The sequence below is a fragment of the Peribacillus sp. FSL R5-0717 genome, from assembly GCF_038002945.1.
GTDB lineage: Bacteria > Bacillota > Bacilli > Bacillales > DSM-1321 > Peribacillus > Peribacillus frigoritolerans.
Genome location: NZ_JBBOOF010000001.1, coordinates 4,376,626 through 4,401,632, shown reverse-complemented (window position 1 = coordinate 4,401,632; position 25,007 = coordinate 4,376,626). Strand labels below are relative to the sequence as shown.

The following is a 25,007-nucleotide window of genomic DNA, read 5'->3' as shown; positions in this document are numbered from 1 at the left end:
CACTCCTAAATTTTTTCTGCGGTTTTAAGTATTTTCAATTGTGCATCTGTATGTTTAATTACATCTTCCACTGTGTAAGGTTCCATAACTTCTTTTAACTCTAATCCTTGTGGCGTTACCTCAATCACAGCCATTTCAGTGATGATTAAATTAACACAGCCTTTGGCCGTAAGTGGTAATGCACATTCCTTCAGAATTTTTGATTTACCTTGTTTATTTGTATGGTTCATCAGTACAATTACCTTTTTAGACTTTTGAGCCAACTCCATCGCCCCACCCATACCAGGGACAAGTTTTCCGGGAACAATCCAATTGGCCAGGTCGCCTTCTTCACTTACTTCAAGGGCTCCTAAAATGGTAACATCTAAACGCCCTCGTCGGATTATGCCAAATGCAGTAGCACTATCAAAAAAGGAAGCCCCTTGTACTACAGAACACGGATAACCACCAGCATTACATAAATTAGGATTAATATTACTCCTTTTTGGTGTCGGGCCAGTGCCTAATACTCCATTTTCGGCATGGAATTGAACAGAAATATCTGATGGGATATAATCAGCAATTAATGTAGGAATCCCTATTCCAAGATTAACAATCATTCCATTATCTATTTCTTGGGCAGCGCGCTTAGCGATACGGTGGCGATCTTCTACTCCCAAACCCATTTCCAATTCACTCCTTCACTTGGAATTACCATATCCACAAAGATTCCAGGGGTAATAATCGATTCTGGATCAAGCTCACCAACTTGAACAATCTCATCTGCTTCAACTATCGTAAAATCCCCCGCCATAGCAACTAATGGGTTAAAATTACGTGCGCTTTTTTCAAATACGAGATTTCCAAGATAATCAGCCTTTGAAGCATGGATTATAGACACTTCAGCAGTTAATGCTGTCTCGATCAAATATTCCTGCCCATTTACAGTAATATGTGTCTTTCCTTCCTCTGCAACCGTGGCTAATCCCACATCGGATAAAACACCACCTAACCCCATACCACCGGCTCGAATACGTTCAATCAACGTCCCTTGTGGAGAAAATGTAACTTCCATTTCCCCCTTGTTCATTAATTGACCGGCTATTGGGTTAGAACCAATATGAGAAGTAATTAGTTTCTTTACCCTTCCTGAACTAACCAATCTCCCAACCCCAACCTCCGGGAAACCTGCGTCATTACCTATTAAACTTAAATCTTTACATCCTTTATTTAATATCCCTTCTATAATTGTAGGTGGAGTACCGATACCACCAAATCCCCCGTACATTAAGGAGCATCCGTCATAAATCCTTTGAAGGGCTGCCTCTAAAGTACTTACCTTTCCTTGTTTAGACTTGGACAGTAGCATTTATCTTCCCCTCCATACTGAGTTCACATTGTACTTCAGAAATTGCCTCTTCTAAAATATCTACTAAACTATCAATTTCATCTTTTGTAATAACCAAAGGTGGCGAAATGATAATTGCATCCCCCATCCCATTAATAGCTCCTGACGCTGGATAAACAAGTAACCCTTTTTCAAAAGCTTGTTTAATTACCCTATTTGTTACATTTAATTCAGGTGGATAAGGGTTTTTCTTTCCTCGATCTGCTACAAACTCCATTCCAATTAAAAGGCCCTTTCCTCTTACGTCCCCAATCATTTCGTAAGACCCTAAAAGCGCTTTCAATTTACTCATAAGATATATACCTTGTTCTTCTGCTTTTTCTACCAATTGATGTTTCTCAACGTATTTAATAACCTTTAGTGCAACTGCTGCAGATTGCGGATTAGCACTATAAGTATGGCCTCCTATAATAGACTTAGATCCATTTAATATAGGTTCCATAACTTTGTCACTGACTAGAGTAGCTGCCATGGGGGTATACCCTGAACTCATTCCTTTTCCTAGAGTAATAAGGTCCGGAGTAACATTCCAATGCTCTATTGCAAACATCTTCCCAGTACGGCCAATTCCGGTCATTACCTCATCTGCAATAAATAGGACGTTACAACGCTCACAAATCTCTTTGATTTTTTGATAGTAATTAGCTGGTGGTGTGATAGCCCCCCCAGAAGCACCTATAATTGGCTCGGCAATAAATGCAGCAACACGTTCTTCCCCAATACGCCTAATCTCCGTTTCAAGTTCTTGAGCACAAATAAGACCCCATTCCTCTTCAGTTAAATTATCAGGTCGGCGATAAGTGTATGGGGCAGACACTGAAGGATAATCAGCTAACATCGATGAAAACCTCTGTCTTCTTAATACATGTCCTGACATGGATAATGCTCCCATTGTAATGCCATGATAACTAGTCCACCTGGATATAATGCGATCTTTTTGTGCTTGTCCTTTTTCTTGCCAATATTGTATAGCAATCTTCATCGCTGTTTCGGTCGCTTCTGAACCACTATTTACAAAGAATGACCAATTAAGATTTCCAGGAGCCAATTGACTCAATTTTTCTGCTAGTTTTTCAGCTGGTTCATTGGTAAATTGTGATCTATAAGAAAATGAAATTTTTTCTGCCTGAGCAAGGGTTTCGTCTATAACCTCCTGTACACCATGTCCAATACTTACCGTTACAGCTCCAGACGACCCATCAATATATTTCTTTCCATCCTGATCATATATATATATGCCTTTTGCAGATGCAGCTATTGGATACTGCTGACCTAATACCGGTTTAATTAAATAATCTCGTTCCTTCATCCGTTACATCTCCCTCGGAATTATAAGAGTATACTAAAACTTTATTAAAATTTCTGACAAATAACAATTTGACAAACGTATGAAAAAATAGAGGTTCCATTATACACAGCGTATAATGGATGATAGGATAATCTAAGTTTACTCACTAGGGGGCTATCTATGGCTATTCGGATAAATGAAGCGTTGCAACTACCTATTATGAAACAAACAAAATTAACGGCTGGAAAAAAGGGGTTACAAAATTGGATCAAATGGGTGACTATTGTGGAGGTAATTGAAGATATCTATCGTTTTCAAGATGGAGAGTTTTTGATCACAACAGGATTCGGATTAGGAGAAAATACGGAGAAACGTAAGGAATTTGAAAAGCTTTTATCCATCAGAAAACTATCTGGAATAGCTATATATACAGGATTTTATCTAAAGGAAATTCCAAAATCATTTATTACCATCGCAAACGAATTTGCCTTACCTTTAATTGAAATTCCTGCAAACATAAATTTTTCTATGATTACAAAAGAACTACTGGTACAAATTGTTAACAAACAAAGCCAAACATTTGAATATTCACTACGAATCCATCAGGATTTTACACGGCTTGTATTAGAACAACACGGATTTGATCCTATTACAAAAACCCTTCATGAAATAATTGATGCAAGTGTAATCCTTATAGCACAAGATGAAATAATAAGTTCCTACATAAAACATGACTTTATTGATATTAACAATTTAAAAAATCTATATGAAAAACAAATGGATAACTACAAAATTAATAGTCAACCTATTATAGCTAATAAAAATACTTACGGAAGTGTACTCATTATAAAGGAAAAAAGATTATCGGAAGAATTAGATTCAATCGCAATTGAGCATGCTACTACTGTATATGCCATTGAATTTTTGCGGAGAAAAGCAGTAGAGGAGACCCAATTGCGGCTCACTAGTGACTTCCTAGAAGAAGTATTAAATCCTATAATCCCAAATAATAAAGATATGATCGAGAGAGGACGTAAACTAGGAGTTGACCTTTCAAATCCGCAAAGTATCTTATACATTTATTTTCCATTATTGAAAAAGGAGAACATTAAGGAAAAATACAATGAGTTAACCGAAATTATTCAATACACTATGGGAAAGTCAAAAATCCCTTACCTCATGAGGACTAAATCCGATAGTGTCATTATTTTGGCGGAAGCAAAACCTGAATTAAATATTTTAGAGTTAGCTGAGAACCTCTTAAATAGTTGGAATTCAACATTATCAAATGAACCAATAGCTATAGGTATTGGTAAAACAACTGCCGACATTTATCAATTACACAAAAGTGCTGCTGAATCTGAGCAAGCAGCACGATTTTCCCAAATTCTATTTAAACCAAAATCTATAGTTCATTATAACGATTTTGGCATATATCAATTACTCATTGAAATGAAAGAGTCAGGGGTAGATTTAGAGGAGTTTTATCAAAAATACATTGGAAATCTATTTGATTCAAAAGGTGTAGACCTCATTACTACACTTGAAGCTTATCTTTTTTTCAATCAAAGTATTAAAAAAACAGCAAGTGAGCTATATATTCATCGTCATACACTGAAATATAGGTTAGAACAGATACAGAAAAAAACCGGATTAGACCTAAACAATTATGATAATGGCATAAAGTTATACTTAGCTATTTTGGCATATAAATTATTAAAATACATTCAAATTCAGTAAGGTGGAACGGATTTTAACAACCTTTCACTTTTCCTTGTCACTGTATCCGCCGACTCATAATAGGGTAGGAACATATTAATTTTCTTGGAGAATATAAATATGATTCAAATAGATTACCAATTAACTCTCTAAGACCCATAAATAAAAATTGATCCATAGGCCAAATTCCTTAACTTACAGGTATTTGGCTATATCTATGTAGAAATTTGATTAGCGTAAAAAATATCCGAAATGTTGGCGGTACCCCTATACTTACTCCCTATTTAGTGGGCCTAAACCAATCAATTGGATTATTAAGGGTATACCCAACATTTTTAAATAAAACCCACGCTAAGACATTTTATGCATTTCAAAATCTCATAAAGAAGAACACAGTCTAGGTTACAATATAAATGTACAAAATAGGTACAACCTATCAAAAAAATCTTTTGCTTAATTTATAAAATATGAATATAAAAAGATGTTGGTAGGACCCCCAAATGGAAAATAATTTATTTATATGGAGGCTTAACCCTTGTTGAGTATAGACAGCTGAAGCAACTGATCCAACAAATAATTCAGGAAAAATTATTATTGCAAAATTTGGAGTAGAAGAAAAAAAATATAACAGTAAAGTCGTTTAAATATTTAGTTAGGATCTTTTACAATCGTGCCCTTTAATTGAATAACACAGTAAATTCTATTAGCTGATTTAGCAAAAATAAATTAAAAATCATTTACCCTTTTTACCATTTAAATAATTAGGGTAAATTAGAAAATTTTTTCTGATTTAACCTGACAGATAGCACGATTTAAAAAAGCCCCTCGCAAAAAGCGAAGGGACCCCGAAAAAATTACTTTTCTCCATTATTAAAAGGCTCAGCCCGATCCAGCACAATCGTAGTCATCAATGGAAGATGATCTGATGCAAGAGTGTTAATCACCCGGGCACCATTTGTTTCAATATTATTTGAGGTAAAAATATAATCGATTCTTTTTGTTGGGTTTTCCGCAGGATAAGTGTATGCCTCATTTTGATTTGCAAATGCATCAATATAATTGGAATACATTAGCTTCATTTCGTTACTCTCAGGTGTCGCATTTAAATCACCCATAATAACTTTTGGCCCTTTTGATTCACCAGTAATCTGGATAATTTCCTCCATTTGGATTTGACGTTCAGCTGAAGTCAGATGTGATAGATGTGTGTTATAAGCATGAAGGTGATTCCCTTTCACGTTGATGGTCACTTGCGACAGTCCTCGCTGTTCTGTATTTCCAATTTTCGGCAGCAGGTGATTTTCAGCTTTTAAAATTGGGTACTTGCTTAAAATGGCTGTCCCATACTGGCGACGTGGCTCACCTTCATTTAACGGTTTGTAATCAAGGTTTGCGGCGTATGTATAAAACATTCCATTCCGGTTTGCCAGCCATTTTGCCTGATCTTGAAAGTCACTGCGTTCGGAAAAATGGTTGTCCACTTCCTGTAGACAAACAATATCGGCTTCTCCCTCTTCAATGATATGTGCAATTCGTTCCAAATCCAAAACGCCGTCTACCCCTTCGCCGTGATGAATATTATAAGACATCACATTGACATTAACCGATTTTCCGCGCGGGAATTCCTGCTCTTCGGCAAAAGCATTCCCGACTAAAGATGATAGTGACACAACTAAAATCATAACAGCCAACATGAACGATACCATCCTCATTTCATCCTCACCTCTCTTAAATCTCAAGCATAATTGTACAGGGTTAATATATAGGTTTTATTTAACTAATGTAAAAAAACAATTATATTTTTGGTTATGAATTAACCACTCAGTAAATCATATTCCAATTGGATTTTCACGCCTGCCGTATTACTACTCCCACCTGAACCTTGATAGTCAGTGGCAAAATGATCAGGCAGTTGAAACACTGTCGCATCTAAGATACGGATACGTACAAACTCATTTCCAGTATTAAAACAAGAGTTAAATACAAACCTAGAAACATTAGTTGAAGAGAAATTTATGTCATTAGAATCTAAAATCAATAACCTAAGTTCAACATTAGAATTAACAGAAAGAAGGCTAGAAAGTAGTACGAAGGATTTTGAAAATGACGTCTTACCTTTACAAGGATTGATTTATGAATTAAAAGGAGACTTATATAATGAGAGAGGGAGGACTCCTGATGCATTTCAGTTCTATTTAAGGGCAAGAAATATTTACATAAAAACAAACAATGGTTATACTGATAGCATTTTAAGTTCATTGGAAAAGACTGCAACAGACCTTCCGTATATTATAAGGTCACAAATAATAGATTTTAATAACTTTGCAAGTAAATTAGATCCGGAATACCAAACCCAAGTTGATAAGATAAGTTTAATTCTAAAAGAGAAATAAACATCATAAATCAGCATCCATTACGGGTGCTTTTTTATTGGCAAAATATCGCTTCCTTACTGTGCAAACTTGTGCAATCTGAAAATATTTTTTTGCACAATGCTAGATAAGACAAGGTGTGAACGTACGTTCATAAAAGAGTATGCACAAAAAAACAACACCAGTCACAGTGTCGCCTTCTTTTTGGAACGAATAAGGGTACTTTTTGAAATGCCTGTCATGTTTTCAACTTCTTTATAGCTTTGATTTTCTAAGAGTTTTAAAGCATGTTCTATCTGTTTCTTTTTGAACTTATTAGGACGACCTTCTCTAAAGTCCTCACGCTGTTTAGCTATTGCTTTGCCTTCCTGAGTGCGTTCTACAATCATATCCCTTTCAAACTCTGCGAAAGAAAAGAAGATATTCTTTATTAGCTTACTTGTGGGTGTATTATCCATCATTCCTATATTGAGGATGTTCACTTTGATACCTCTTTCTAACAAGGTTTTAACTAATTCGCTACTTTGTGTCATACTCCTAGCCAGTCTATCTAGTTTAGTGACAACCAGCGTATCACCCGCTTGTAGTATAGAAAGCAATTCCCGAAATTTAGGACGATCTGTTTTAGTTCCTGTGAACTTCTCAGAGTAAATCTTTTCGCAACCTTCCGCTTCTAGTGCTTTATAGCGAATCAAAACAACTTTCTTGGATTAAAGCAGGTGCTGAATGAAAAGGACATGCCTCTCATGGTCTCACACTCACAAGTGACTGACCAGGTCTATGAAGAGGTACTGAATGAACACATCCAGTTGTGGCAAGAGGGAAAAATCGATTTGTCATTAACACGGTTGAGTAATATTGTTGAGGATTTGGTCCGCCATGAAGTCCCCCATATTTTCCTGTTCCCGTCGCCTGATTCAGTTGTGCAGCAATTCGAGCAAATCATCAGCGAGCTTGCATTGATTAAACTGGCGGAGAGCCAAATAACCATTGGCCACATTACAATTGGAAATCCGAATACGGGTTTGGATGAGAAACGGGACTTTTTGCTCTGTGCTGAATTCCAGTAGTGATTTGTGCAAAAACATTTGCTGAAACTCCCACCTTTTGATGTTTTGCTAATGGAAGCTTTGAGCTCATCAGTTCTTACAAGGAACTCAAGACACTTACGCACAACCTTTCGCAATGCTTACTTATGTCCTATCTTGGCAAAGTGTTGCCCTTTTCGGTCCACATTGGTTGGGGGGTAGACAATACCCTGTACAAGGCGCGTTCGAACGCGCAGTCCGCCAACAACTTGTCCGTAACTAGCCGATTCCCGGGTACTTATGTGGTGACAGACACGGATAAAATCATCGGGCCATTGGGAGAAGGAAATTGTTTGGAGTACCTGAACGGAGTCAATAAGTCCATCCAACGCATCAGCAAAGACGTGGGAATCTCTACCCTTCAGCTCCAAAAAATCATGGCGGTCATTTCGAAGACAGAAAGCAACGAACTGACAGCGGAGGATCTTGCTTACCATCTTGATGTCACGGTAAGAAGTGCTAATCGGATTCTTAATCGTCTGGAGGAAAAAGGGGTGGCCCGTATTCTTTACAAAAAGCAGGAAAAGCTGCGAGGGCGTCCCAAGAAAATCTATCAGATTCAGTTTGCCGGCAAGGGATGACTTCAATCCTACTTGTTGTTTAACAATCGTTCGATGAATTGTTAAGATTTGTTCGAATATAACTGGATTTGGGTAACCTTTTCATTATAAATAAAGTGTAGATAGAGGTTACCATCTTAAACTTTGCGACCATTAAACAAATACTAGCAATAATGCCGGACACACATTTATCGTGGTGAAAACCGGCTATTTTTATATCTAGATGTCCTTAACGTTGTAAATCGGCGTCATGCTGGTGGGGTACCCTTATAAGTGTATATCGCGTTGAATTAATTCGAGGGAAATAAATTTACTAGTATCAAACCATTCCATAACCCTTAATGAACTCCCTCAGTTTAATAGATAATACTCACGAAATAAATAGTAGTCTCCCGACTCCCTTTTCTTCATATCGATATTTTTTACTATACATCTTAAACCTTTTAAGTATAGATAGATAAATGTACGCTGAACACCACTCCCTTGATGATCTAACAAAGTTTCCAAGCCATTATAGTCAAAATTAGGCTTTAAAGGAGTACCAACAATTTCGTCCAAAGGATTTATATCAACATTAAACTTTATTTTAGTGTTCGTCACTTCTTTTAAAAATCCTTGAACTTCGAGGATTTTGTGGTGACGTTTTAATAAAACTGCCTGCCTTCCTCCATTTTAAATAAGATGGGATCAGTCACCATGACTACCAATTTTAGAAAATCAAATGTCAAAAGCCATAGGCGGGAAAGAAAACTACCTCTTCCGAGCTATGGCTTTTTAGGTCTGTACGCACAGGCAGTCATGACAAACAAGCCACCTGAGAAACTTTTTAAAAGTTCTATTCGTTTTACCATCTTTATACAAAGTTGACTTCTTAAAAATAATAAGAAGCTTAGTTTATTTTTCTTTAGTGTTTTCCTCCCGTATCTTTCTAAAGCTAGAATCGTCGCCTGAACAAGCTTATTGTCAGCTTTTTCTTCTTTCAATCATAGACGGATATGGTCTTAAAGAATACTGATAGTTTTATAACCACTTATTTCGATCCCTTTTTCTGTATAGCCAACTTGTAATACTACGTGTAACACATAGAAAAAATAAACCAATAAAATTAGAAGCCATCTAATCCCTTGAACAGATAACCAATCGGCTGTTTGAAGGAACAGTGAGCTTTAATGCCATTTATCGCGGGCTAAACCAAAGGCAGATTAGAAGCGAATTGGTGATAAGATTATTAAATTTCGCAATAGAAACACGTAATTTCTTTTACATACTCTTCATCAACTTCTGTGCCAAGGCCTGGCCTATCACTGAACTGAATCACGTCGCCATTATATTTTACTGCTGCCACGTCTCGTAAAAACATTAACGGGCCTTCCATTTCATTGGTTTCGATGATCGATCGACTCATTGCCAGATGCGTTCCAGCCATTGTGCCAATAGCGGATTCCACCATTGAACCAACCTGGCAAGGCATCTCTGCAGCCTCAGCTAAACTTGCTAAAGCCAAAGCCGGATATATCCCTCCAGATTTCATCGGTTTAATATTAAGCATATCCGCTGCCTGCATCTCGAATTCGACGACGTAGTGCTTTGTCGGATATGTTTCTTTTACTTTTGTTTCCAGGCGGAACGAGTAGCAGCCTCTTTCCATATTGCCCGGTTTTCATCGGTCGCTGGAGGCTCTGATTCTCCGAAGATGGCGCGTACCCAATGTCCGTCAGTTGGATTTGGCATGAGGATAAACTTGCTTCCATAGAGATCCTTATCCTGTTCCATCAGTCTGGCACGCTCGTCAACGTCCGCTACGTAATAAACTCGGCGAAAGTCGTTCATGTTATCACCTAGATAGGAGATAACATTATAATTTTGAACGATCTCGTTTTGGTGGGTCTCCTTGTTTGATGTGTCTCTGAGAATTGTCAGGTGATTATCATCGACATACGGAAATTTAAGTTTCTTAAGTTGTGTCTTTGCATATTTGTAGGTTTTTGGTCCCTGATCACGGCTCGAGACATAGAAAACCTCCACACCTTTTTCCTTACAGTAATTAAAGAACTCCAGTGACCCCGGAGTGGGGACCATGTTATACGTTGGAATCCACTTGTCCCAGATCGCATCTTCGAAGAAGTCCTTATTATTGTTAATAAGGTATCCCCAATAGTTGACTGGGCTAAGTATCGTATCATCCAAATCCGTGATAACCGCTAACTGTTTATCGTCTGGCTTGTGGTTGGCAAGGGCAAGATCAACTTGCATTCGGGCCATATTAAAGGATTGGTGATATAGCGCCTTGTACTCTGCGGCGGTCTGCTTCCACGCAACAGCCGTAGTCAGCATGTTGTTGAGTCCGTCTCCTGTAGGACCTTCGACGTTCGGTGCTTTTTCTTGCTGTGTCGGTGCGGCCTGTACTTGCGTTGAACTCTGCTTGGAAGAGCCGAACATATAACCAACTGTTGTACTAAGAATAACAATACTGGCCAGTAAGACCGAAAAGTGTCTTTTCATTCTCTTTATCCCCCTTGTTTCTTTTCTTCTTATAGCAGAAAATTGCAATAAGAAGAAAATTTTAAAATGAAGTTCATAAAATTAAGAAAAATTATTCAATTAACTTTTCTGTGAGCCCGCAGTCACACAATCTAGATGGTTAAAATCCACCCTATAACTTTTTTATATGTTTTTTAGTAATCAAATCATCATTTTTTTATTCGATTGTAAATGCACTTCTTGTTTAGTTGAATGAAGTTGCTGATTCTTCTTCACTACGAAGTGATAATAGACATAACATCCTATGAAGAAACCTCCACCGAAATATAGTGCCAGTCGTTGTTCAGGATCAAATGCCAGACTGAACATGACGATGCAATTCGTTAGTAAGGCGATGAGTGGAAGGATCGGATAGAGTGGTGTTTTAAATTTTAAATCCTCTACTTTTCCGCCTTCTCGGATGTACTTTCTTCTAAATGCTAGCTGTGATGCAGTTATGGCAATCCAGCCGATTTGTGCTCCTAATCCTGCAAGGGAGAGCAGCCAAACGAATACTGTTTCTGCAGCAAAGAAACCAGAAAGTAAAGATAAACACGTAATCGCAAGTGTGATAACTAGAGCGTTAAATGGAACTCCTCTATGATTTACTTTACCAAGCTTTGGACTTGCCATGCCTTCCCTAGATAGTGAGTAAAGCATGCGTGTCGCAGCATATAGGCCAGAGTTGGCAACTGATAAAAGAGCTATAAGAATGATAAAGTTCATAATATCAGCAGAATATGGAACCCCGATACCATCTAGAACAACAACGAATGGACTTTCAACAAATCCTGCTTCCTCCATTGGAATCATGCCCGCAAGGAGAAATACTGACAAAACGAAGAAGAAAAAAGTTCTCCATACGGTTTGCTTAATAGACTTAGGAATCGTTTCTTCTGGGTTTTCACTTTCTCCAGCTGCGATACCAATTAATTCTGTTCCCTGGAATGAAAAATTTACAGCAATCATTGTAATTAGTAGTGCTGTTAACCCATTAGGAAGAAGACCCTCAGCGTAAAAATTAGATAAAAATGGTGCATCTTTTCCACTTTCTATATCAATAAAACCAAACATTGCAGCACCACCAACTGCGATAAACATTAAAATAGCTAATATTTTAATGGTCGAAAATAAAAACTCTGTCTCACCAAATGCTTTTGCAGATAATGCATTAAGCAGAAAGATCAATGTACCAAAGATTGCACACCACATCCAAACTGGTGATTCTGGAAACCATCTTTGCATTAGTTGACCAGCTGAGAGAAATTCAAGAGCAACTGTTACTGCCCATCCCAACCAGTAAAGCCATCCAATAGCAAAGCCTGTACCAGGACCGATAAATTTCGTCGTGTACGTCTGGAAAGAACCAGAAACAGGCATAGCAACGGATAATTCACCAAGACAAAGCATCGTTAAATACATGATAACCCCCCCAACGATGTAAGAGAGGATTGCTCCAGTTGGCCCTGCTTGTTGAATTGTATAACCGGAACCAAGGAAAAAGCCAGTCCCAATACATCCACCCAAAGAAATCATAAATAGATGTCTTGCCTTCATACTCCTTTTTAATTCATTTGCTTGATTTGCTTCTGATGTCATTTAATTCTCTCCCTTAATGTATTAAATGCAATTTCATCATTCTATAATTAAAAAATTTTATTTAAATAGTGAATATCCTCCTTTTCTAATTTTCCTTATTTTCAGTTATTTTTTAAGGCAATGTGCTTTTAGTTTAAGCTTTACTGTTTGGCCACTTAAGCTCGATCGCTTTGTTAATTGCCTTACCAACATGTTAAAATGTCATTCTGACATATTTCTGACAGAAACGATTATGAAAACAAATAAATGAACATAGAAAAAAGCAACTTGAATCGGAAACAGTCCTTTTCAAATCGCTTTTGGTCCTTTAAAGTATTTTTATTAATTTCTTATAGTGCTTTTCAACTTTTAAAGAGGGTGTGCAGCCCATTTCTTTCATAAGATATTGGCTATGCTGCTGATATTGTCTGATGAGGGCTGGCTTGTCTTTACGTTTTTCGAAGATGTCCATAGCCAGGATACAAGCCTTTTCCTCATAGGGGAAAAAGCGCAATAGCTTATTCAGGTATTCCAATTCTTGTTCAATGGATTGGTTCTTATCAAAATAATCGATCAGCTGATATGCCAGTCGAATATACATTTGGTTGATGCTTTCACTATGGGCAGAACTCCAAATATAAGCTTTATTTTCAAAAAGCTCTCCACGGTAGTATGTTTCAGCTTTCATAAGCAACGACACTACTTTTTCACTGTCAGGCTGTTGGTTGCTCCTTAACAAATCCGTGGATAATCTTACAAATTCCTGATAATCCAAGAGACATTCCTCTAGCTCCACCCAGTAGCCGTTACTATTGCTTTTAATCTGTAGTGGAACCTGCTCATTCGCAATTGTTTTCTTTAAGCGATAAATGGAGGTATGGAGATTGGTTGTCGCCTTATTAGGGTCTAGGTTGGGCCAAAGCAAATCACAGAGCTTCCATTTGTCTACGGGTTTACCAAGGTGAATTACAAGATAAGCCAAGAGCTCCTCTACCTTTGCTGTCATCCAGTGTACCTTTTGATATGAATGTTTCCCGTAGACTTCAAAATCCCCCATACAAAGAATTCTTCCCTTATGCATGATTTCTTGAGCCTCATTTGCTGATTCAAGCCCCTGCTGGCTCGTGCGGTTCATGATTTTACGAACCACTCGATTCATTTCATGCGTATCAACAGGCTTCAAAATATAATCCAAGGCATTAACTTTAAAAGCTTCTATCGCATACTGGCTGTATGCTGTGACAAAAATTATATGCGTTTGCCCATGAATCGCCAAAATCTTTTCTGCCAATTCCAATCCATTCATGTCTGGCATTTCAATGTCTACAAAAGCAACATCGGGTTTAATCTCACGAATTTTTTCAAGTGCCGTTTCAGGATGGGTAAATTGCTTGACCACTTCTAATTGGCCATTTTGATCAATGACTCGTTTTAGTAGAATATGGTTTGGTTGCTCATCATCTATGGTTATCGCAATCAGCTTGGGCAAGGTAAATTTCCTCCTCAGTTATTTAATCAGGTGTTTTCCTTGAGCGGTAAATATAAGGTGATAATCGTACCATGCTCTTCTCTGCTTTCTATGGTCAGTTTCTTGTCTACAAAATATCCCATCCTTTGATTGATGTTGGCAAGGCCTACTCCAAAAACGGTTTCCTTTCGAGACAAAATTTCTTTGATTTTTTGTTCCGACATCCCTACGCCATCGTCTGTAACAGTGACTTTCATCAATTCGCCTTTTGGCTGGACGGAAAGCTTTACCGTGCCCCCCTGCGTTTTTTTCACAACCCCATGCCGGATTGCATTCTCTACTAAAGGCTGTATTATCAATGGCATGATCTTTTGCTTTAAACAAGTTTCATCTATTTCGAAAATGGTTTGAAGTCGTTCTCCATATCTGGCTTGCTCAATATCAACATAGGATTTCACCAGCTCAATTTCACGTTGCAGCGTCACCAGCTCTTCACGGTTTTCGGTATTAAATACGATTCTTAGGTATTTGCTCAGACTGTTCAATAATTCTCCCGCTTTTTCCGAATCGGTATAGCAAAAGGCCATGATCGCGCTTAGCGCATTATATAAAAAGTGAGGTTTTATTTGCGATTGCAAATAGGCCATTTCGTTTATCGCTACTTCCTTTTCGAGCTTTTTCGAAAACTTTTTGGTTCGAATAAACCCAAATACAAATAGCGATAAAACGATCAATACAATCAGCAAGATGAAAGTGATTAGATTCCGATGTCTCTTTTGCGTGATATACCTGTTCCTAAGATCACTCTCACCAACTTTATACTTATCTACCATTTCATTGGTATCAAAATAATTCATAGCCCGATTCATTATGCTTATTAAGGTATCCATCTCACGGGTCTGTTTAAAAAAATAGCAATAATATTTAGGTGACTCTATAATGCGATAAACAGAAGTCAAATCAAAAAGCTCATTTTCATAAAAATCTTCCAAAAAGACATTTTCATTTTGAATGATATAGTCTATGTCCCCATTTTTTAGTCCGCGATACATTTTACTATCACTATCAAAATATGTGATTTGTTCTTTAGGGATGATTGTCTCAATGTAATCTGTTATGGATGTTCCCTTCACTATGCCTACTTTTTTATGAAGAAGTTCTTGCACGTATTTTATCTTTTTTGAGCTGTCTGCTTTAGCAATCACAGAATAATATGTGGCAACATAAGGTTGTGAAAAGAGACCGAATTTTTGTCTGGTTGGTGTAATGCTAATTGGAAACAGGAGGTCAATTTCCTTCTTTTTCACTTTATTAACCTTATCGGACCAACTGAGGTTTTCATCGCGTATGAAGCTATAGTTTAACCCAATGATGTCTGCAATGTTTTCAAAAAGATCGACGCTAGCGCCTGAATATTTACCTTTGGCTTCATCATAAAAGGATAGGGGAGCAAAATTGTCATCCACCATAACACGCACTTCTCCAATTGAACGTATAAAATCCTTTTCCTTTTCCGTCATAAAGAAGTGATTATACAAATATGCTTTCCGTGTTTCTTTCTCATATTCTGTAACGATTGGGCCTATTGCACCAGAAATCGCTTTGTTCAGTATCGATAATAATAGAGGATTGGAGCTGCTAGTAAATACACGGTAGGTTTCATCGTTCCGAGAATCAGGAACCGGAAGCGCTAAGAGACCGCGATTAATAAAACTTCTGTAATTCTCAACATTTGAGTAAATAAAATCAATCTTATTACTCTTCAATGCATCATAAGCAACAGAAATATCTTTGTATGGATAATATTTTATGTCACTAAAATGATTGAGCGGTTGACTGTTTTCATCTATCATGTTTAGAATACCGATTTTTTTCCCTGCAAGTGTGTATCCAGTTGTATCATACGTTATTTTTTTATCATTCGAATAAAATATGAAATTCATATTGATGCTAATGGGTTCACTAAGTAGGATATTAGGATAGTCTACTGTACGGCTTTGGATTATTGGTGACAAATCCAAAGAGCCATTCGATATTTTGTTGAAGACATCCTCTGAACTGCTCACTGCAACATAAGATAGCTTTACCCCTAACATATTTTCCAGGCCGGAGTAGAAGAGTTTATTTACCCCATATTCATTTCCATTATTTCGAAATTCATAAAATCCCCCCATGAAATCAAGATTAATAGGAACTTTCAACCCTTTTTTCCTGACTTCATCAAGGTACTCTATTTCTTCATCTGTGAATGGAATCGATTCGCTGGAAAAAGAGTCTGCAATGCTACTATATTTTTCATAGATTTCATTATATCTATTTTTGGAGGAGGATGCTTCTGCAACCGCGAAACCCGAAGTAAGAAGCCAAACCATAATCAAAAGTATGATCACTTTTTTTTCATTCATTCATACAGCCCCTTATGTTGCGTTACTCCATTTCACGTAATTTTCACCCACACCGCTGCACCGATTCGAAAACTTGCGTTTTAGCCAAATCCTTGATTTTTAAAATAGTCAGTATCATGTGTAATCCGCACTTGTTTTTATAACCACTCTTATATACTGTCATTATCTTTTCCTATTAGTTCTCAAAAACTAAAAAGATTTCGTATATTTTGGTAATGCCGCGTATTGGTTTTTTCTTTTCCACCGCAACTATATTCATCAAATCAATCAAGGGAAACATCAAGCTGTTTTGCTAAATATTCTATCACCACTTTTGGGATATCTAGCTTTTTGCTGAAGTACTTTAGTACTACAGCAAACCCTAAACGATTTGCTCTGTTTTATTTCCCCAAACTAAATGACGTTCATTTGGCAATAAAATAAAATGTTTCATCAGTTATTCTTCATTCCAGTTTCTCTACACTGACTATCCCTCTTATTCCATGTTGTTAATAGTATAATTTCCAACATAGAGATCCAGTAAGATTATCAAAAAAATCGGCGTGAAACCGCCATTTACTATTACTGTATACTTTCTGACGGACCAGAGCAGGAACCGTCTCACTAGGTCCTTTACTACTGTATAAAATTATATCACCTTTTTATATGGTTATTTTATACGGAAATATGGCCCGATTGCTGAACAAAAGTTAAAAGAGCACACTTATTGGCTATCAGTTACCTGCTTCAATACCCTTTTATCAATCATCGGCCGTTCCAGGAATTTTTTCTTGGAAGAAATCAAAAAGGGACAGATTTGTTCATATTCGGCTTCAGCATTTCTGTATTTCGATCAATTTTTCGAGTATCCAAAGAATTATCACCGAATCCTGCGGAAAGAATGCCTAAGAAGAAAATCTAACATAGCTTAATAATCCCCCTGTTATTGAAGTAAGCACCCGCTAGCTGATGTAAAAACTAAACTGCATAATTTATTTAAGTTACTTTCTTAAAGTAAATTGGGTGGAATAGACAATGCTTAATCTTTTTTTAAAGTGGCAGAAGGATGCAAAAAAATTTTGCTATAGAAACACAATAATTATTCATGCAAAAAAATTTGGCAGTCTATAGTCGCTTAAACTCTTTTAATTCTGCGAGTTACAAGTTGGCGCGATACTTGCATTGTAGATTGATAAAGATTTAAAAACATAGGAGGTACACAAAATATGTCCTTAATCCTAAAATAATGAACCATTTATAGACTAAGTCATAAAGTCGATGTGCGTATAGCGGCTTATTATTTGGAATAAGAAAGATCGCTGAATCTTTTCGTTTCCGGTGCTGGTTTTAAAAACATCTAATGGAAAAACAGATTTAAATAACTTTTTATTGGAGGCCTTTATGTGGGTAATCACTGTTCATTCAAAGAACAACTTTAAAATTTATGAGTTTGACTCTGAAAAAGAAGCTAAAGATGCTTTCAGGAGGATGCAGGGTTGTAAATTCCTAACAGAAGTCATTTATTTTAATGATCATGAATTAGTTAAAATATAAAATTTCAGAATCTTTCGCTAATTATAGTTTTAGCATTCCTTCATTTTGAACTAGTCAGAAAGAAAGATAGATGTACTAGAACCTTTATAGGTATGGATATAAAGAGGTTTATAAATTAAAGGAGAGATATGTTTATGGAAACTAAATACTGTAAAGAATCAAGAGTTATAAGAACAAGTCGCATTTTTCCAAATTATGTAAATAACCATAATACTTTGTTCGGGGGTCGTTTGATGAGTCATCTGGATCAGGTATCCTCAACTTCTGCAGCGCGTCATAGCCGCAGGGAATGTGTGACTGCCTCGACAGATTCAGTTGATTTTTTACATCCAGTTCGAACAACAGATTCAGTCTCGTTTGAATCTTATGTGACATGGACAGGTACCTCGTCGATGGAGGTTTTTGTGAAAATCATTGCAGAAGACTTAAAAAGCGGTAATCGTAAAATCGCAGCAACGGCACTATTGACTTTTGTAGCACTCGATCAACATAACCGGCCAACACGTGTTCCACAAGTCATTCCAGAAACAGAAGAAGAGCGAAAATTACATGAAACCGCACCTGATCGAGCAAGAATTCGCAAGGAAAGGAAACAAAAAAGTAAGGAATTGGCTGCTTTTTTAACTGCAAATTATCCCTGGGAACAATATAGTTCTTGCTAAGCTTTATGGACGTAGTTTAATGGGATAATTAGATAAGGACCAATAAGTTAGTTTCCTGAGGGGAATGTGACTCTTACATTAAGGATGCAGCGAGAGGATATTGTGTCAGTCTTATAGAGATGAGCCGTTACTACGAATGATAAAATGATAAATTCTTGCCTTTACTCCCGTAGAGCAAAGGCTTTTTTTAACGAGTTTCTTCTATTGATAATAATGAACATTGTATTCTTTAATAATAAGTTCTAACTTTTTGATCGAATACACAGAGGTATACAAGAGATATAGGTAAACAAATTTGACGATAATTTTTGTATCCCCCAAAAAACATCATTTCAAATTTTTTGAGGGAGTTTGAAGTCAGATATGTTTACTTTTTTTGGCGTTCCTGGTCTTTTAATGCTATTTTTTCAAGTCCATTATGCGCAAATTCTACATCTTTTCTAGGTAAAGCATCATTATTCTTCAATTGCTTATTTTTATTTTTAGACATTTTTCCACCCCCCTGTAGTTTGAGTTAGTGATACAACGTGAATGCCAATAAATACACTATTTAAAGTTACTGTGTAATATTTTTTCTTTTTCTTTATCGGCAACCAGTATTTTTAGTTTGCGTTCTTTTTCGCAGGCTATGCTATTTGAGATTCTTCTTCAACCTCGTGATTTTAACTGACCAATAATTCTAATAACCGATTTTTGAATAACTGATTGTCAATGATCTTACAGATAGTCGCATTAGGAGGATTGCTGCCAAAACCATCTGAAATAGCGAGTTTACTCCCATCATTTATGATAACTTGGCCATAAGTCGCTTCTTCTGTAGTACACACATAGCAGTAGCATAACTTGTCTTCAAGAACGATATCATCCCATAATGCAACACCCATTGCGACTGCATCAGGCAAATCAACAAAGTGCCCTCCGCTTGCCTGTAGGTTGTATTCTAGAAGAGAAGAATAACATTGAACGGCAAACATCGCTTCTTCCTTTTGGCTTGCCATAAAAATTCCATATCTTCTCAATTCCAAGCTGCTCACCTAAGCAAATATCAAAGCCGATAATACTAATGGGAATTCCTGATTTCATTATGATGCTATATGCTTCTGCATCTACATATACATTAAATTCGGCTACAGGTGTAGTGTTTCCGGCGCCAAATCCAGCAGTGCCCATGGTATAAATACGCTTAACTTTGTTCATCGTTTCTGGTGCTTTTAATATTGCAAGTGCTATATTTGTAACAGGACCTATTGTAACAATTTCTATTTCTCCTGGATTTTTTTCTACCAAGTCCAAGATCACGTCAACTGCATGCCCAGGTTCAGGATTAATGGTAGGATGAATTAAATCATCATCTCCCATACCATCTTCACCATGTACATTAACTGCTGTTACGAGGTCTCTCATTAGTGGCTTGGCTGCCTGGATGGATGGGTGGTTTTTGCGAATTTGTCACTTCTACAGTCATTAATGCATTTTTAGTTGCGAGTTCTAGGGGTACGTTCCCACTAGCTTTGAAACAAAATTTGATCAAATTAATACAAGAAACCTTGATAAGTGAATAAATAAAAGGGCATGTTTTGAAAAAAAATTAATCAAAACATGCCCTTGTAATTTTATTTGGATTATTCTTTTATAAAAAAGATTGATCATTTTTGTGTTCCTTAATCAACTAAACCAGCTAATGGTTTGTCAATATTTTCCATTAAAAACTAAAAATCCTTCATGCTATACTAAAAAAGGGTATACCTAATAACCCTCCATTTTCTTGCAATTGGAAGGTTTTGTTTTATTTAGTTAGATATAGGTCTTATACTGTATCTTGGAAAGTCGTTTTACTTTTTAACAGGGCAAAAATCCAATGTAAGAGCTTGTTAACACATGCGATTACAGCTAAGGCTTTCCTTCTTCACGCTTCTTGTCGTAAAACTCACGCATTTTTTTGTTGCGAGGGATGACTTCTTCAGTCGTTTTCTTCTTGCGACAATCACGAATAGCACAACGAACTGCCATATATAAGGCATGGCGAAGTCTGCTAGATCCACGTTTTGTGATCCGATTCTTGGTGGCCGTAAACTTACCAGATTCGAATACACTAGGATCAATTCCAGCGAAAGCTACAAGCTTCTTAGGATTGTTAAATCAATCTATCTCACCAATTTCAGAAATAATCGTTGCCGCGATCTTTTCTCCGATACCTGGGATAGATTTGATGATATTATATTCTTCAACTTCTTTTGCGAGAGCATCTATCTCTGTCTCTAACTTCGATAGGTGCTCTTTGTATTGAAGAATAATGTTAAAGCACCCGTTAGTTCAACAAGAACATTCACAAAGCCCCTCAACGTAGGGGATTAACATAAATAGAGGAAGTAAAATTATAAGTTTTATTAAACTCTCCTTAAACGAACGTTAAGTTCTTGATAATCACCATGATAGATAATATTAAACAGATCATTGCAGGAATAATCATTACAATAGATTGATGCGCTCGAAAAATATGAGCATGTAGGGCTCCTATCATGATAAGTACAAACAATACACCTGATCCAATAGCCAAGTATCTATTCCAGATACCCCCAATCATTCCTATTGCTCCAATAAGTTCAATAAATCCAATTACAGACATGAACCATAATGGATATTGATAATGCTGCCAATGTTCAACCTGAAACGGGATACGTAAAAGTTTTATGAAACCTCCGACTAAAATAAAAACTGCTAAAATTCCTTGCATAACAATAGCAATCATCTAACCTCACTCCTTTTAAAGACCTATTTAAGGGTATTCTCTTTTAACGATTTTTTATGGATATATATGTATATAATGATTCTATCATTATTAGAATCATTAATTAAAGTTACATATTGGCTATACATACTAGTTGACATAATTAGTAACAAGCGATTGCTGAACAATGAGCAGTCGCTTTTTTTACTAGTCGGATCCTAAAAGTTTTATAAATAATTGGATGTAAATAATTAAGAAACCCAGCTAATCTTTTCATGTGAAAGTAGCTGGGTTTCTTAATTACAAAGAAGATGAAACTCTACCAATTATTTTCAATAAAATTAATTTGAAAATTCATAATTTTCTGTATTTACAAAGTTCGACTTTTTTTGTATTATTTAAGAACAAGAAATGATAAGGAGGTGAGGCCTATCGATTAGGTAAGGCGAAGGCATAAAGAAATTTATGGAATTTTTTTACACTTACAATCTTATGAAAGGACTTAAGGTTAGTGGATGGCGAAATAATCTAAGCGACCTTGTGATTCCGAAATTGATGGATGATCAAGGTCTCTTTTTAGTAAGAAAAATTTTCTTCGTCGATTGGACTCTCATTTTCTCTTATTGTTTTTAACAAATGAAAAAGGAGATTGACAATGACATGGGCGATGGATATTTTGATACTAGAATTAATTAGGGAGAAAAAAGCTGAGTTATTAAATATAGTTGAACACTATGGATTCAATCATCTTAAAACGATTCAATGTAGCCAAGAGTTAGATCACTTATTGAATCTAAATGAAAAAATAAAATACAGTTCCATGTAAGCCGAACAAATAAACATTCCTTATACATAACCCAATTATTGTTTTCTTTTGTATATTCAACTCTACCATCTATGTTCCAAAACTCGTCCTTTTCTGAACACATGTCATGGCGCTTTGAATAAGTCTTTTTTTGTTACCATTCACGTTATAAAACCCTGTTCATTATTCTATGTCCAATAACCTATTAAAATTTATCTTATTTAGATTTGAAACTAATTGATCAAACTAATACAAGAAATCTTGATAAATGAATAAATAGAAAGGGCATGTTCTGAAAAAGAATTAATCAAAACATGCCCTTATACTATTTAATTGGATTATTCTTTTATAAAAAAGATTGATCATTTTTGTGTTCCTTAATGAACTAACGCACCCGTTAGTTTAAGTACAATCCTTCACAAATTGATATCTATCTTTGGAATTTAATACAACAATAAGGTTATAGAACCAAATCCTTTTTTAGTTTTATTTACCTTTTAAATCCACCTTCTGAATGAATAATCTGACCTGTAATCCAATCTGCTTCATCGCTCACTAGAAATTTAATAGTTTTTGCAACATCTCTCGGTTTTCCTATTCTACCGAAAGGAAACATCGGTTTTAATTCATTTTTTATTTCCTCTGTCATCCACCCTGTATCAGTTGGACCTGGATTTAATGCATTAACCGTTATTCCTAAAGGGGCTAGTTCAGCAGACAATGTAATAGTTAGAGCATCAACTGCGCCTTTTGTTGTTGCATATGCTAATTCGCCAGGCATTGGTCCTTGAAACTGACCCGAAGTAATATTGACTATTCTTCCACCTGATTTCTTATCAAACCTTTGAGCAAATTTACTACTTAATAGTGTCGTTGCACGAACATTTACCATATAATGCTTATCTAATTCTTCGGCAGTTAAATTAGAAAAATCGTTGTTAGTTGAGTATGCTGCGTTATTAATCAAGATATCAGGTTTACCAAGTTCTTCAGAAACTTTATTGATAAGTTGTTCAGGTGCATCATTTTGAGTTAAATCCAACTCCATACATGATACTTTAATACCTTGTTTTATTAATTCTTCTTTTAATTTCATGGGTTCATCTAATTCAATGCTCCAAGGCATTTTTTTATCATATTCCGTCCAATAAGTAAAAAATATATGATAACCCGATTCAGCTAACTCCTTACAAATAGCAGCTCCAATCCCTTTCAGACGGCTTACACCCGTAATAATTGCAATTTTCCCTTTTAATTGGTCCATTATCATCCCTCCATATCAAATAGCATTTTACCACAATTAACCAAATAACTTTATGGAACTATCCTGCCCCGTTAGTTCCATAAAGAAAAAGCTGCCATAAAGACAGCTCTGAGCTTCAGCTACGCACCCGTTAGCTGAAGAACTAGGATATTTCAGTTTTTCTTTTGTAAGAAGACAGAATCCCAAAACCAATAAATAGCAGCTGCTGCAAAACTTAAACCGTAAAATAGTTGGGTTTTAACTAAATATGTAGGTTCAACTCTAAATAACATTATATTAAACAAAAATACTGCTACAAAAGAAAGTACCGTGTAAATTAAAAGATAAAGCACATTAAATTTTCTCGGGCGTTTATTAAATATAATTTGCAATGGTACTGCAAAAAGTAAATAAGGTATAACAACATAAAAAGAATAAATAATAACAGACAACAACCGCAACCAAGAGGGTTCTCCACTAAAAACAATTATAACAACAGAAAAAGAGATACAAGACAAGAATAGACTAAAAAAATAATAAGGTATTACATCGCTAATTCCCGATACTTTTTCACTTAATTTCCAAATCTCCAATTTTGCTCAACCTTCCTAAATGTCATGTGAATTTATTCCATCATAATATCATTTCTTCAACTATTCTGCCCCTTTAGCTCCATAAGAACTGCCGAAGCAACTCCCTTATTGAAATAAAGCACCCTATAATTAAATAAACATTTGAAATAAAAATCTCATTGCTTCAATACCAATAAAGTAAAATAAACCAACTAAAATACTAAGACCTAAAGATACCCTTTTCCAATATCCCTTTTCGCTGAATCCAGCAAAAATAAAAGATAAAATAATTCCTGTTATCATTAATAAACGAAACGTTGAGACTTCAGGATTAATGATAAATGTTACAGCCATACCAAAGAATCCAATCACCAACATTATTAAAGTGAATGAAATAACTCCAAAATATTTTTTCATTACCTTCCACCCCCTTAACTTATTTTACCATTCTGTAGAGGGGATTTATTTTTATTTTTTTTATTAAACTATTCTGCCCGGATAGTTGCATAAAGAAAGAGCTACCTTAAAGACAGCTCAATATTCAGCTAACGCACCGTTAGTTCATTAAAAAAGTTGGTAGTTAGGATTCAATAGTTGCCATTGATGTAATTCGTAAATAATATCCATCTGGGTCAATTAATCTAAAATCTTCTAATCCCCACGACCTTTTCGTTAACTTAGTCTGTATAGAGTACCCTTTTTCAACTACTTTGTTATAAATATCATTTATATCTTCAACTTCTAATACTATTTCAACCCCTAATCCTGATTGTTGACTACTATTAGAAACTTTAAGAGGATGGTTTTCAGGTAAACTTTTCATTTCCGCCAACCCTAATGTAACACTTCCTTTTTTAACTGGAACGTAAGTATGTATAATCTCTTTTGGTGCATTAAATTCTAGTATATCTCTATAAAATCCCACTGATTTTTCTATACTTTCAACAAATAATTCAAGTCTTAAATTCACTTGTACATCTCTCCTTTTAAGAATTATTACATAAATAATTCTTGTTTCTTATGCAACTATCCTGCCCCGATAGTTCCATAAGAAATAGCTGCCTTAAAGACAGCTACGA

Annotated in this window: 25 protein-coding genes and 1 pseudogene; 7 read left to right on the top strand and 19 right to left on the bottom strand. The window is 35.9% G+C overall.

Annotation, left to right across the window (positions count from 1 at the left end; translation table 11 throughout):
• Window positions 1-5 precede the first annotated feature (5 nt).
• Genes NYE65_RS21280 through NYE65_RS21270 form a run of 3 tightly spaced genes read right to left on the bottom strand, consistent with a single transcriptional unit; the run spans window position 6 to window position 2,696 of the window.
• A complete protein-coding gene (locus NYE65_RS21280) occupies window positions 6-665 on the bottom strand; it encodes a 3-oxoacid CoA-transferase subunit B (RefSeq protein WP_340861598.1) in 660 nt (219 codons plus the stop codon).
• Entirely contained in the window at window positions 650-1,348 is a 699-nt protein-coding gene (locus tag NYE65_RS21275) for a CoA transferase subunit A (protein ID WP_340861597.1), read from the bottom strand. Before NYE65_RS21275 ends, NYE65_RS21280 begins: the two co-directional genes overlap by 16 nt.
• Window positions 1,329-2,696 (bottom strand): aspartate aminotransferase family protein, encoded by a 1,368-nt coding sequence (locus NYE65_RS21270; RefSeq protein ID WP_340861596.1) that lies wholly within the window; start codon window positions 2,694-2,696, stop codon window positions 1,329-1,331. The genes NYE65_RS21275 and NYE65_RS21270 overlap by 20 nt, the downstream gene beginning before the upstream one ends.
• Window positions 2,697-2,855: 159 nt before the next feature.
• Between NYE65_RS21270 and NYE65_RS21265 the strand changes: the two genes are divergently transcribed.
• Window positions 2,856-4,415 carry a PucR family transcriptional regulator gene (locus NYE65_RS21265; RefSeq protein WP_340861595.1) on the top strand — a complete coding sequence of 520 codons (1,560 nt, stop codon included), beginning with the start codon at window positions 2,856-2,858 and terminating at the stop codon, window positions 4,413-4,415.
• 833 nt (window positions 4,416-5,248) lie between these two features.
• On the opposite strand, the gene NYE65_RS21260 is transcribed toward NYE65_RS21265, so the two are convergent.
• Window positions 5,249-6,106 (bottom strand): endonuclease/exonuclease/phosphatase family protein, encoded by an 858-nt coding sequence (locus tag NYE65_RS21260; RefSeq protein ID WP_340861594.1) that lies wholly within the window; start codon window positions 6,104-6,106, stop codon window positions 5,249-5,251.
• Window positions 6,107-6,409: 303 nt separating this feature from the next.
• On the opposite strand from NYE65_RS21260, the gene NYE65_RS21255 reads away from it, so the two are divergent.
• Window positions 6,410-6,787 carry a hypothetical protein gene (locus tag NYE65_RS21255; RefSeq protein ID WP_340861593.1) on the top strand — a complete coding sequence of 126 codons (378 nt, stop codon included), beginning with the start codon at window positions 6,410-6,412 and terminating at the stop codon, window positions 6,785-6,787.
• A 164-nt stretch (window positions 6,788-6,951) separates the two neighbouring features.
• Here NYE65_RS21255 and NYE65_RS21250 read toward each other — a convergent pair whose 3' ends face one another.
• A complete protein-coding gene (locus NYE65_RS21250) occupies window positions 6,952-7,461 on the bottom strand; it encodes a recombinase family protein (RefSeq protein ID WP_340861592.1) in 510 nt (169 codons plus the stop codon).
• Between the two features lie 51 nt (window positions 7,462-7,512).
• On the opposite strand from NYE65_RS21250, the gene NYE65_RS21245 reads away from it, so the two are divergent.
• Together NYE65_RS21245 and NYE65_RS21240 are read left to right on the top strand one after the other, a co-directional pair.
• Window positions 7,513-7,836, top strand: a complete 324-nt coding sequence (locus tag NYE65_RS21245; protein ID WP_340861591.1) for a hypothetical protein — start codon at window positions 7,513-7,515, stop codon at window positions 7,834-7,836.
• A gap of 263 nt (window positions 7,837-8,099) precedes the next feature.
• Window positions 8,100-8,435: an HTH domain-containing protein gene (locus NYE65_RS21240; RefSeq protein ID WP_340861590.1), complete on the top strand. Its 336-nt coding sequence runs from the start codon at window positions 8,100-8,102 to the stop codon at window positions 8,433-8,435.
• A 1,207-nt stretch (window positions 8,436-9,642) separates the two neighbouring features.
• Here the strand turns inward: NYE65_RS21240 and NYE65_RS21235 are convergent.
• The 5 genes from NYE65_RS21235 to NYE65_RS21215 all read right to left on the bottom strand — a co-directional run bounded on the left by NYE65_RS21235 (window position 9,643) and on the right by NYE65_RS21215 (window position 16,385).
• Window positions 9,643-10,062, bottom strand: a complete 420-nt coding sequence (locus NYE65_RS21235) for an enolase C-terminal domain-like protein (RefSeq protein WP_340861589.1) — start codon at window positions 10,060-10,062, stop codon at window positions 9,643-9,645.
• Window positions 10,020-10,916 carry a 5'-nucleotidase, lipoprotein e(P4) family gene (locus tag NYE65_RS21230; RefSeq protein ID WP_340861588.1) on the bottom strand — a complete coding sequence of 299 codons (897 nt, stop codon included), beginning with the start codon at window positions 10,914-10,916 and terminating at the stop codon, window positions 10,020-10,022. The genes NYE65_RS21235 and NYE65_RS21230 overlap by 43 nt, the downstream gene beginning before the upstream one ends.
• Window positions 10,917-11,096: 180 nt before the next feature.
• On the bottom strand, window positions 11,097-12,533 hold the full coding sequence (locus NYE65_RS21225) for an amino acid permease (RefSeq protein ID WP_340861587.1): 1,437 nt from the start codon (window positions 12,531-12,533) through the stop codon (window positions 11,097-11,099).
• A gap of 307 nt (window positions 12,534-12,840) precedes the next feature.
• Window positions 12,841-14,001 carry a response regulator gene (locus NYE65_RS21220; RefSeq protein WP_340861586.1) on the bottom strand — a complete coding sequence of 387 codons (1,161 nt, stop codon included), beginning with the start codon at window positions 13,999-14,001 and terminating at the stop codon, window positions 12,841-12,843.
• Between the two features lie 26 nt (window positions 14,002-14,027).
• Window positions 14,028-16,385, bottom strand: a complete 2,358-nt coding sequence (locus NYE65_RS21215) for a histidine kinase (RefSeq protein WP_340861585.1) — start codon at window positions 16,383-16,385, stop codon at window positions 14,028-14,030.
• A gap of 1,380 nt (window positions 16,386-17,765) precedes the next feature.
• Here NYE65_RS21215 and NYE65_RS21210 point away from each other — a divergent pair.
• The gene (locus tag NYE65_RS21210; RefSeq protein WP_170974065.1) at window positions 17,766-17,918 is read left to right on the top strand and encodes a hypothetical protein; all 153 of its coding nucleotides are present in this window, start codon (window positions 17,766-17,768) and stop codon (window positions 17,916-17,918) included.
• A 134-nt stretch (window positions 17,919-18,052) separates the two neighbouring features.
• A complete protein-coding gene (locus NYE65_RS21205) occupies window positions 18,053-18,580 on the top strand; it encodes an acyl-CoA thioesterase (RefSeq protein WP_340861584.1) in 528 nt (175 codons plus the stop codon).
• A gap of 367 nt (window positions 18,581-18,947) precedes the next feature.
• Here NYE65_RS21205 and NYE65_RS21200 read toward each other — a convergent pair whose 3' ends face one another.
• From NYE65_RS21200 to NYE65_RS21180, 5 genes and pseudogenes are all read right to left on the bottom strand, one after another.
• Entirely contained in the window at window positions 18,948-19,070 is a 123-nt protein-coding gene (locus NYE65_RS21200; RefSeq protein WP_284702828.1) for a hypothetical protein, read from the bottom strand.
• A gap of 172 nt (window positions 19,071-19,242) precedes the next feature.
• Window positions 19,243-19,482, bottom strand: coding sequence for a hypothetical protein (locus NYE65_RS21195; protein WP_340861583.1), 240 nt, complete (start codon window positions 19,480-19,482; stop codon window positions 19,243-19,245).
• Between the two features lies 1 nt (window position 19,483).
• Window positions 19,484-19,939, bottom strand: coding sequence for a nucleoside hydrolase (locus tag NYE65_RS21190; protein WP_340861582.1), 456 nt, complete (start codon window positions 19,937-19,939; stop codon window positions 19,484-19,486).
• A 448-nt stretch (window positions 19,940-20,387) separates the two neighbouring features.
• Window positions 20,388-20,878: pseudogene (locus NYE65_RS21185) on the bottom strand (transposase); the annotation flags it as partial.
• Between the two features lie 100 nt (window positions 20,879-20,978).
• Entirely contained in the window at window positions 20,979-21,329 is a 351-nt protein-coding gene (locus NYE65_RS21180; protein ID WP_340861581.1) for a DoxX family protein, read from the bottom strand.
• Between the two features lie 634 nt (window positions 21,330-21,963).
• Here NYE65_RS21180 and NYE65_RS21175 point away from each other — a divergent pair.
• The gene (locus NYE65_RS21175; RefSeq protein ID WP_370694130.1) at window positions 21,964-22,134 is read left to right on the top strand and encodes a Spo0E family sporulation regulatory protein-aspartic acid phosphatase; all 171 of its coding nucleotides are present in this window, start codon (window positions 21,964-21,966) and stop codon (window positions 22,132-22,134) included.
• A gap of 469 nt (window positions 22,135-22,603) precedes the next feature.
• Here NYE65_RS21175 and NYE65_RS21170 read toward each other — a convergent pair whose 3' ends face one another.
• The 4 genes from NYE65_RS21170 to NYE65_RS21155 all read right to left on the bottom strand — a co-directional run bounded on the left by NYE65_RS21170 (window position 22,604) and on the right by NYE65_RS21155 (window position 24,898).
• Entirely contained in the window at window positions 22,604-23,377 is a 774-nt protein-coding gene (locus tag NYE65_RS21170; protein ID WP_340861580.1) for an SDR family oxidoreductase, read from the bottom strand.
• Between the two features lie 152 nt (window positions 23,378-23,529).
• On the bottom strand, window positions 23,530-23,949 hold the full coding sequence (locus tag NYE65_RS21165; protein ID WP_340861579.1) for a UPF0715 family protein: 420 nt from the start codon (window positions 23,947-23,949) through the stop codon (window positions 23,530-23,532).
• A gap of 129 nt (window positions 23,950-24,078) precedes the next feature.
• Window positions 24,079-24,345: a hypothetical protein gene (locus NYE65_RS21160; RefSeq protein WP_340861578.1), complete on the bottom strand. Its 267-nt coding sequence runs from the start codon at window positions 24,343-24,345 to the stop codon at window positions 24,079-24,081.
• 163 nt (window positions 24,346-24,508) lie between these two features.
• Complete coding sequence (locus NYE65_RS21155; RefSeq protein WP_340861577.1) at window positions 24,509-24,898, bottom strand: VOC family protein; 390 nt, start codon at window positions 24,896-24,898, stop codon at window positions 24,509-24,511.
• Between the last annotated feature and the right edge of the window lie 109 nt (window positions 24,899-25,007).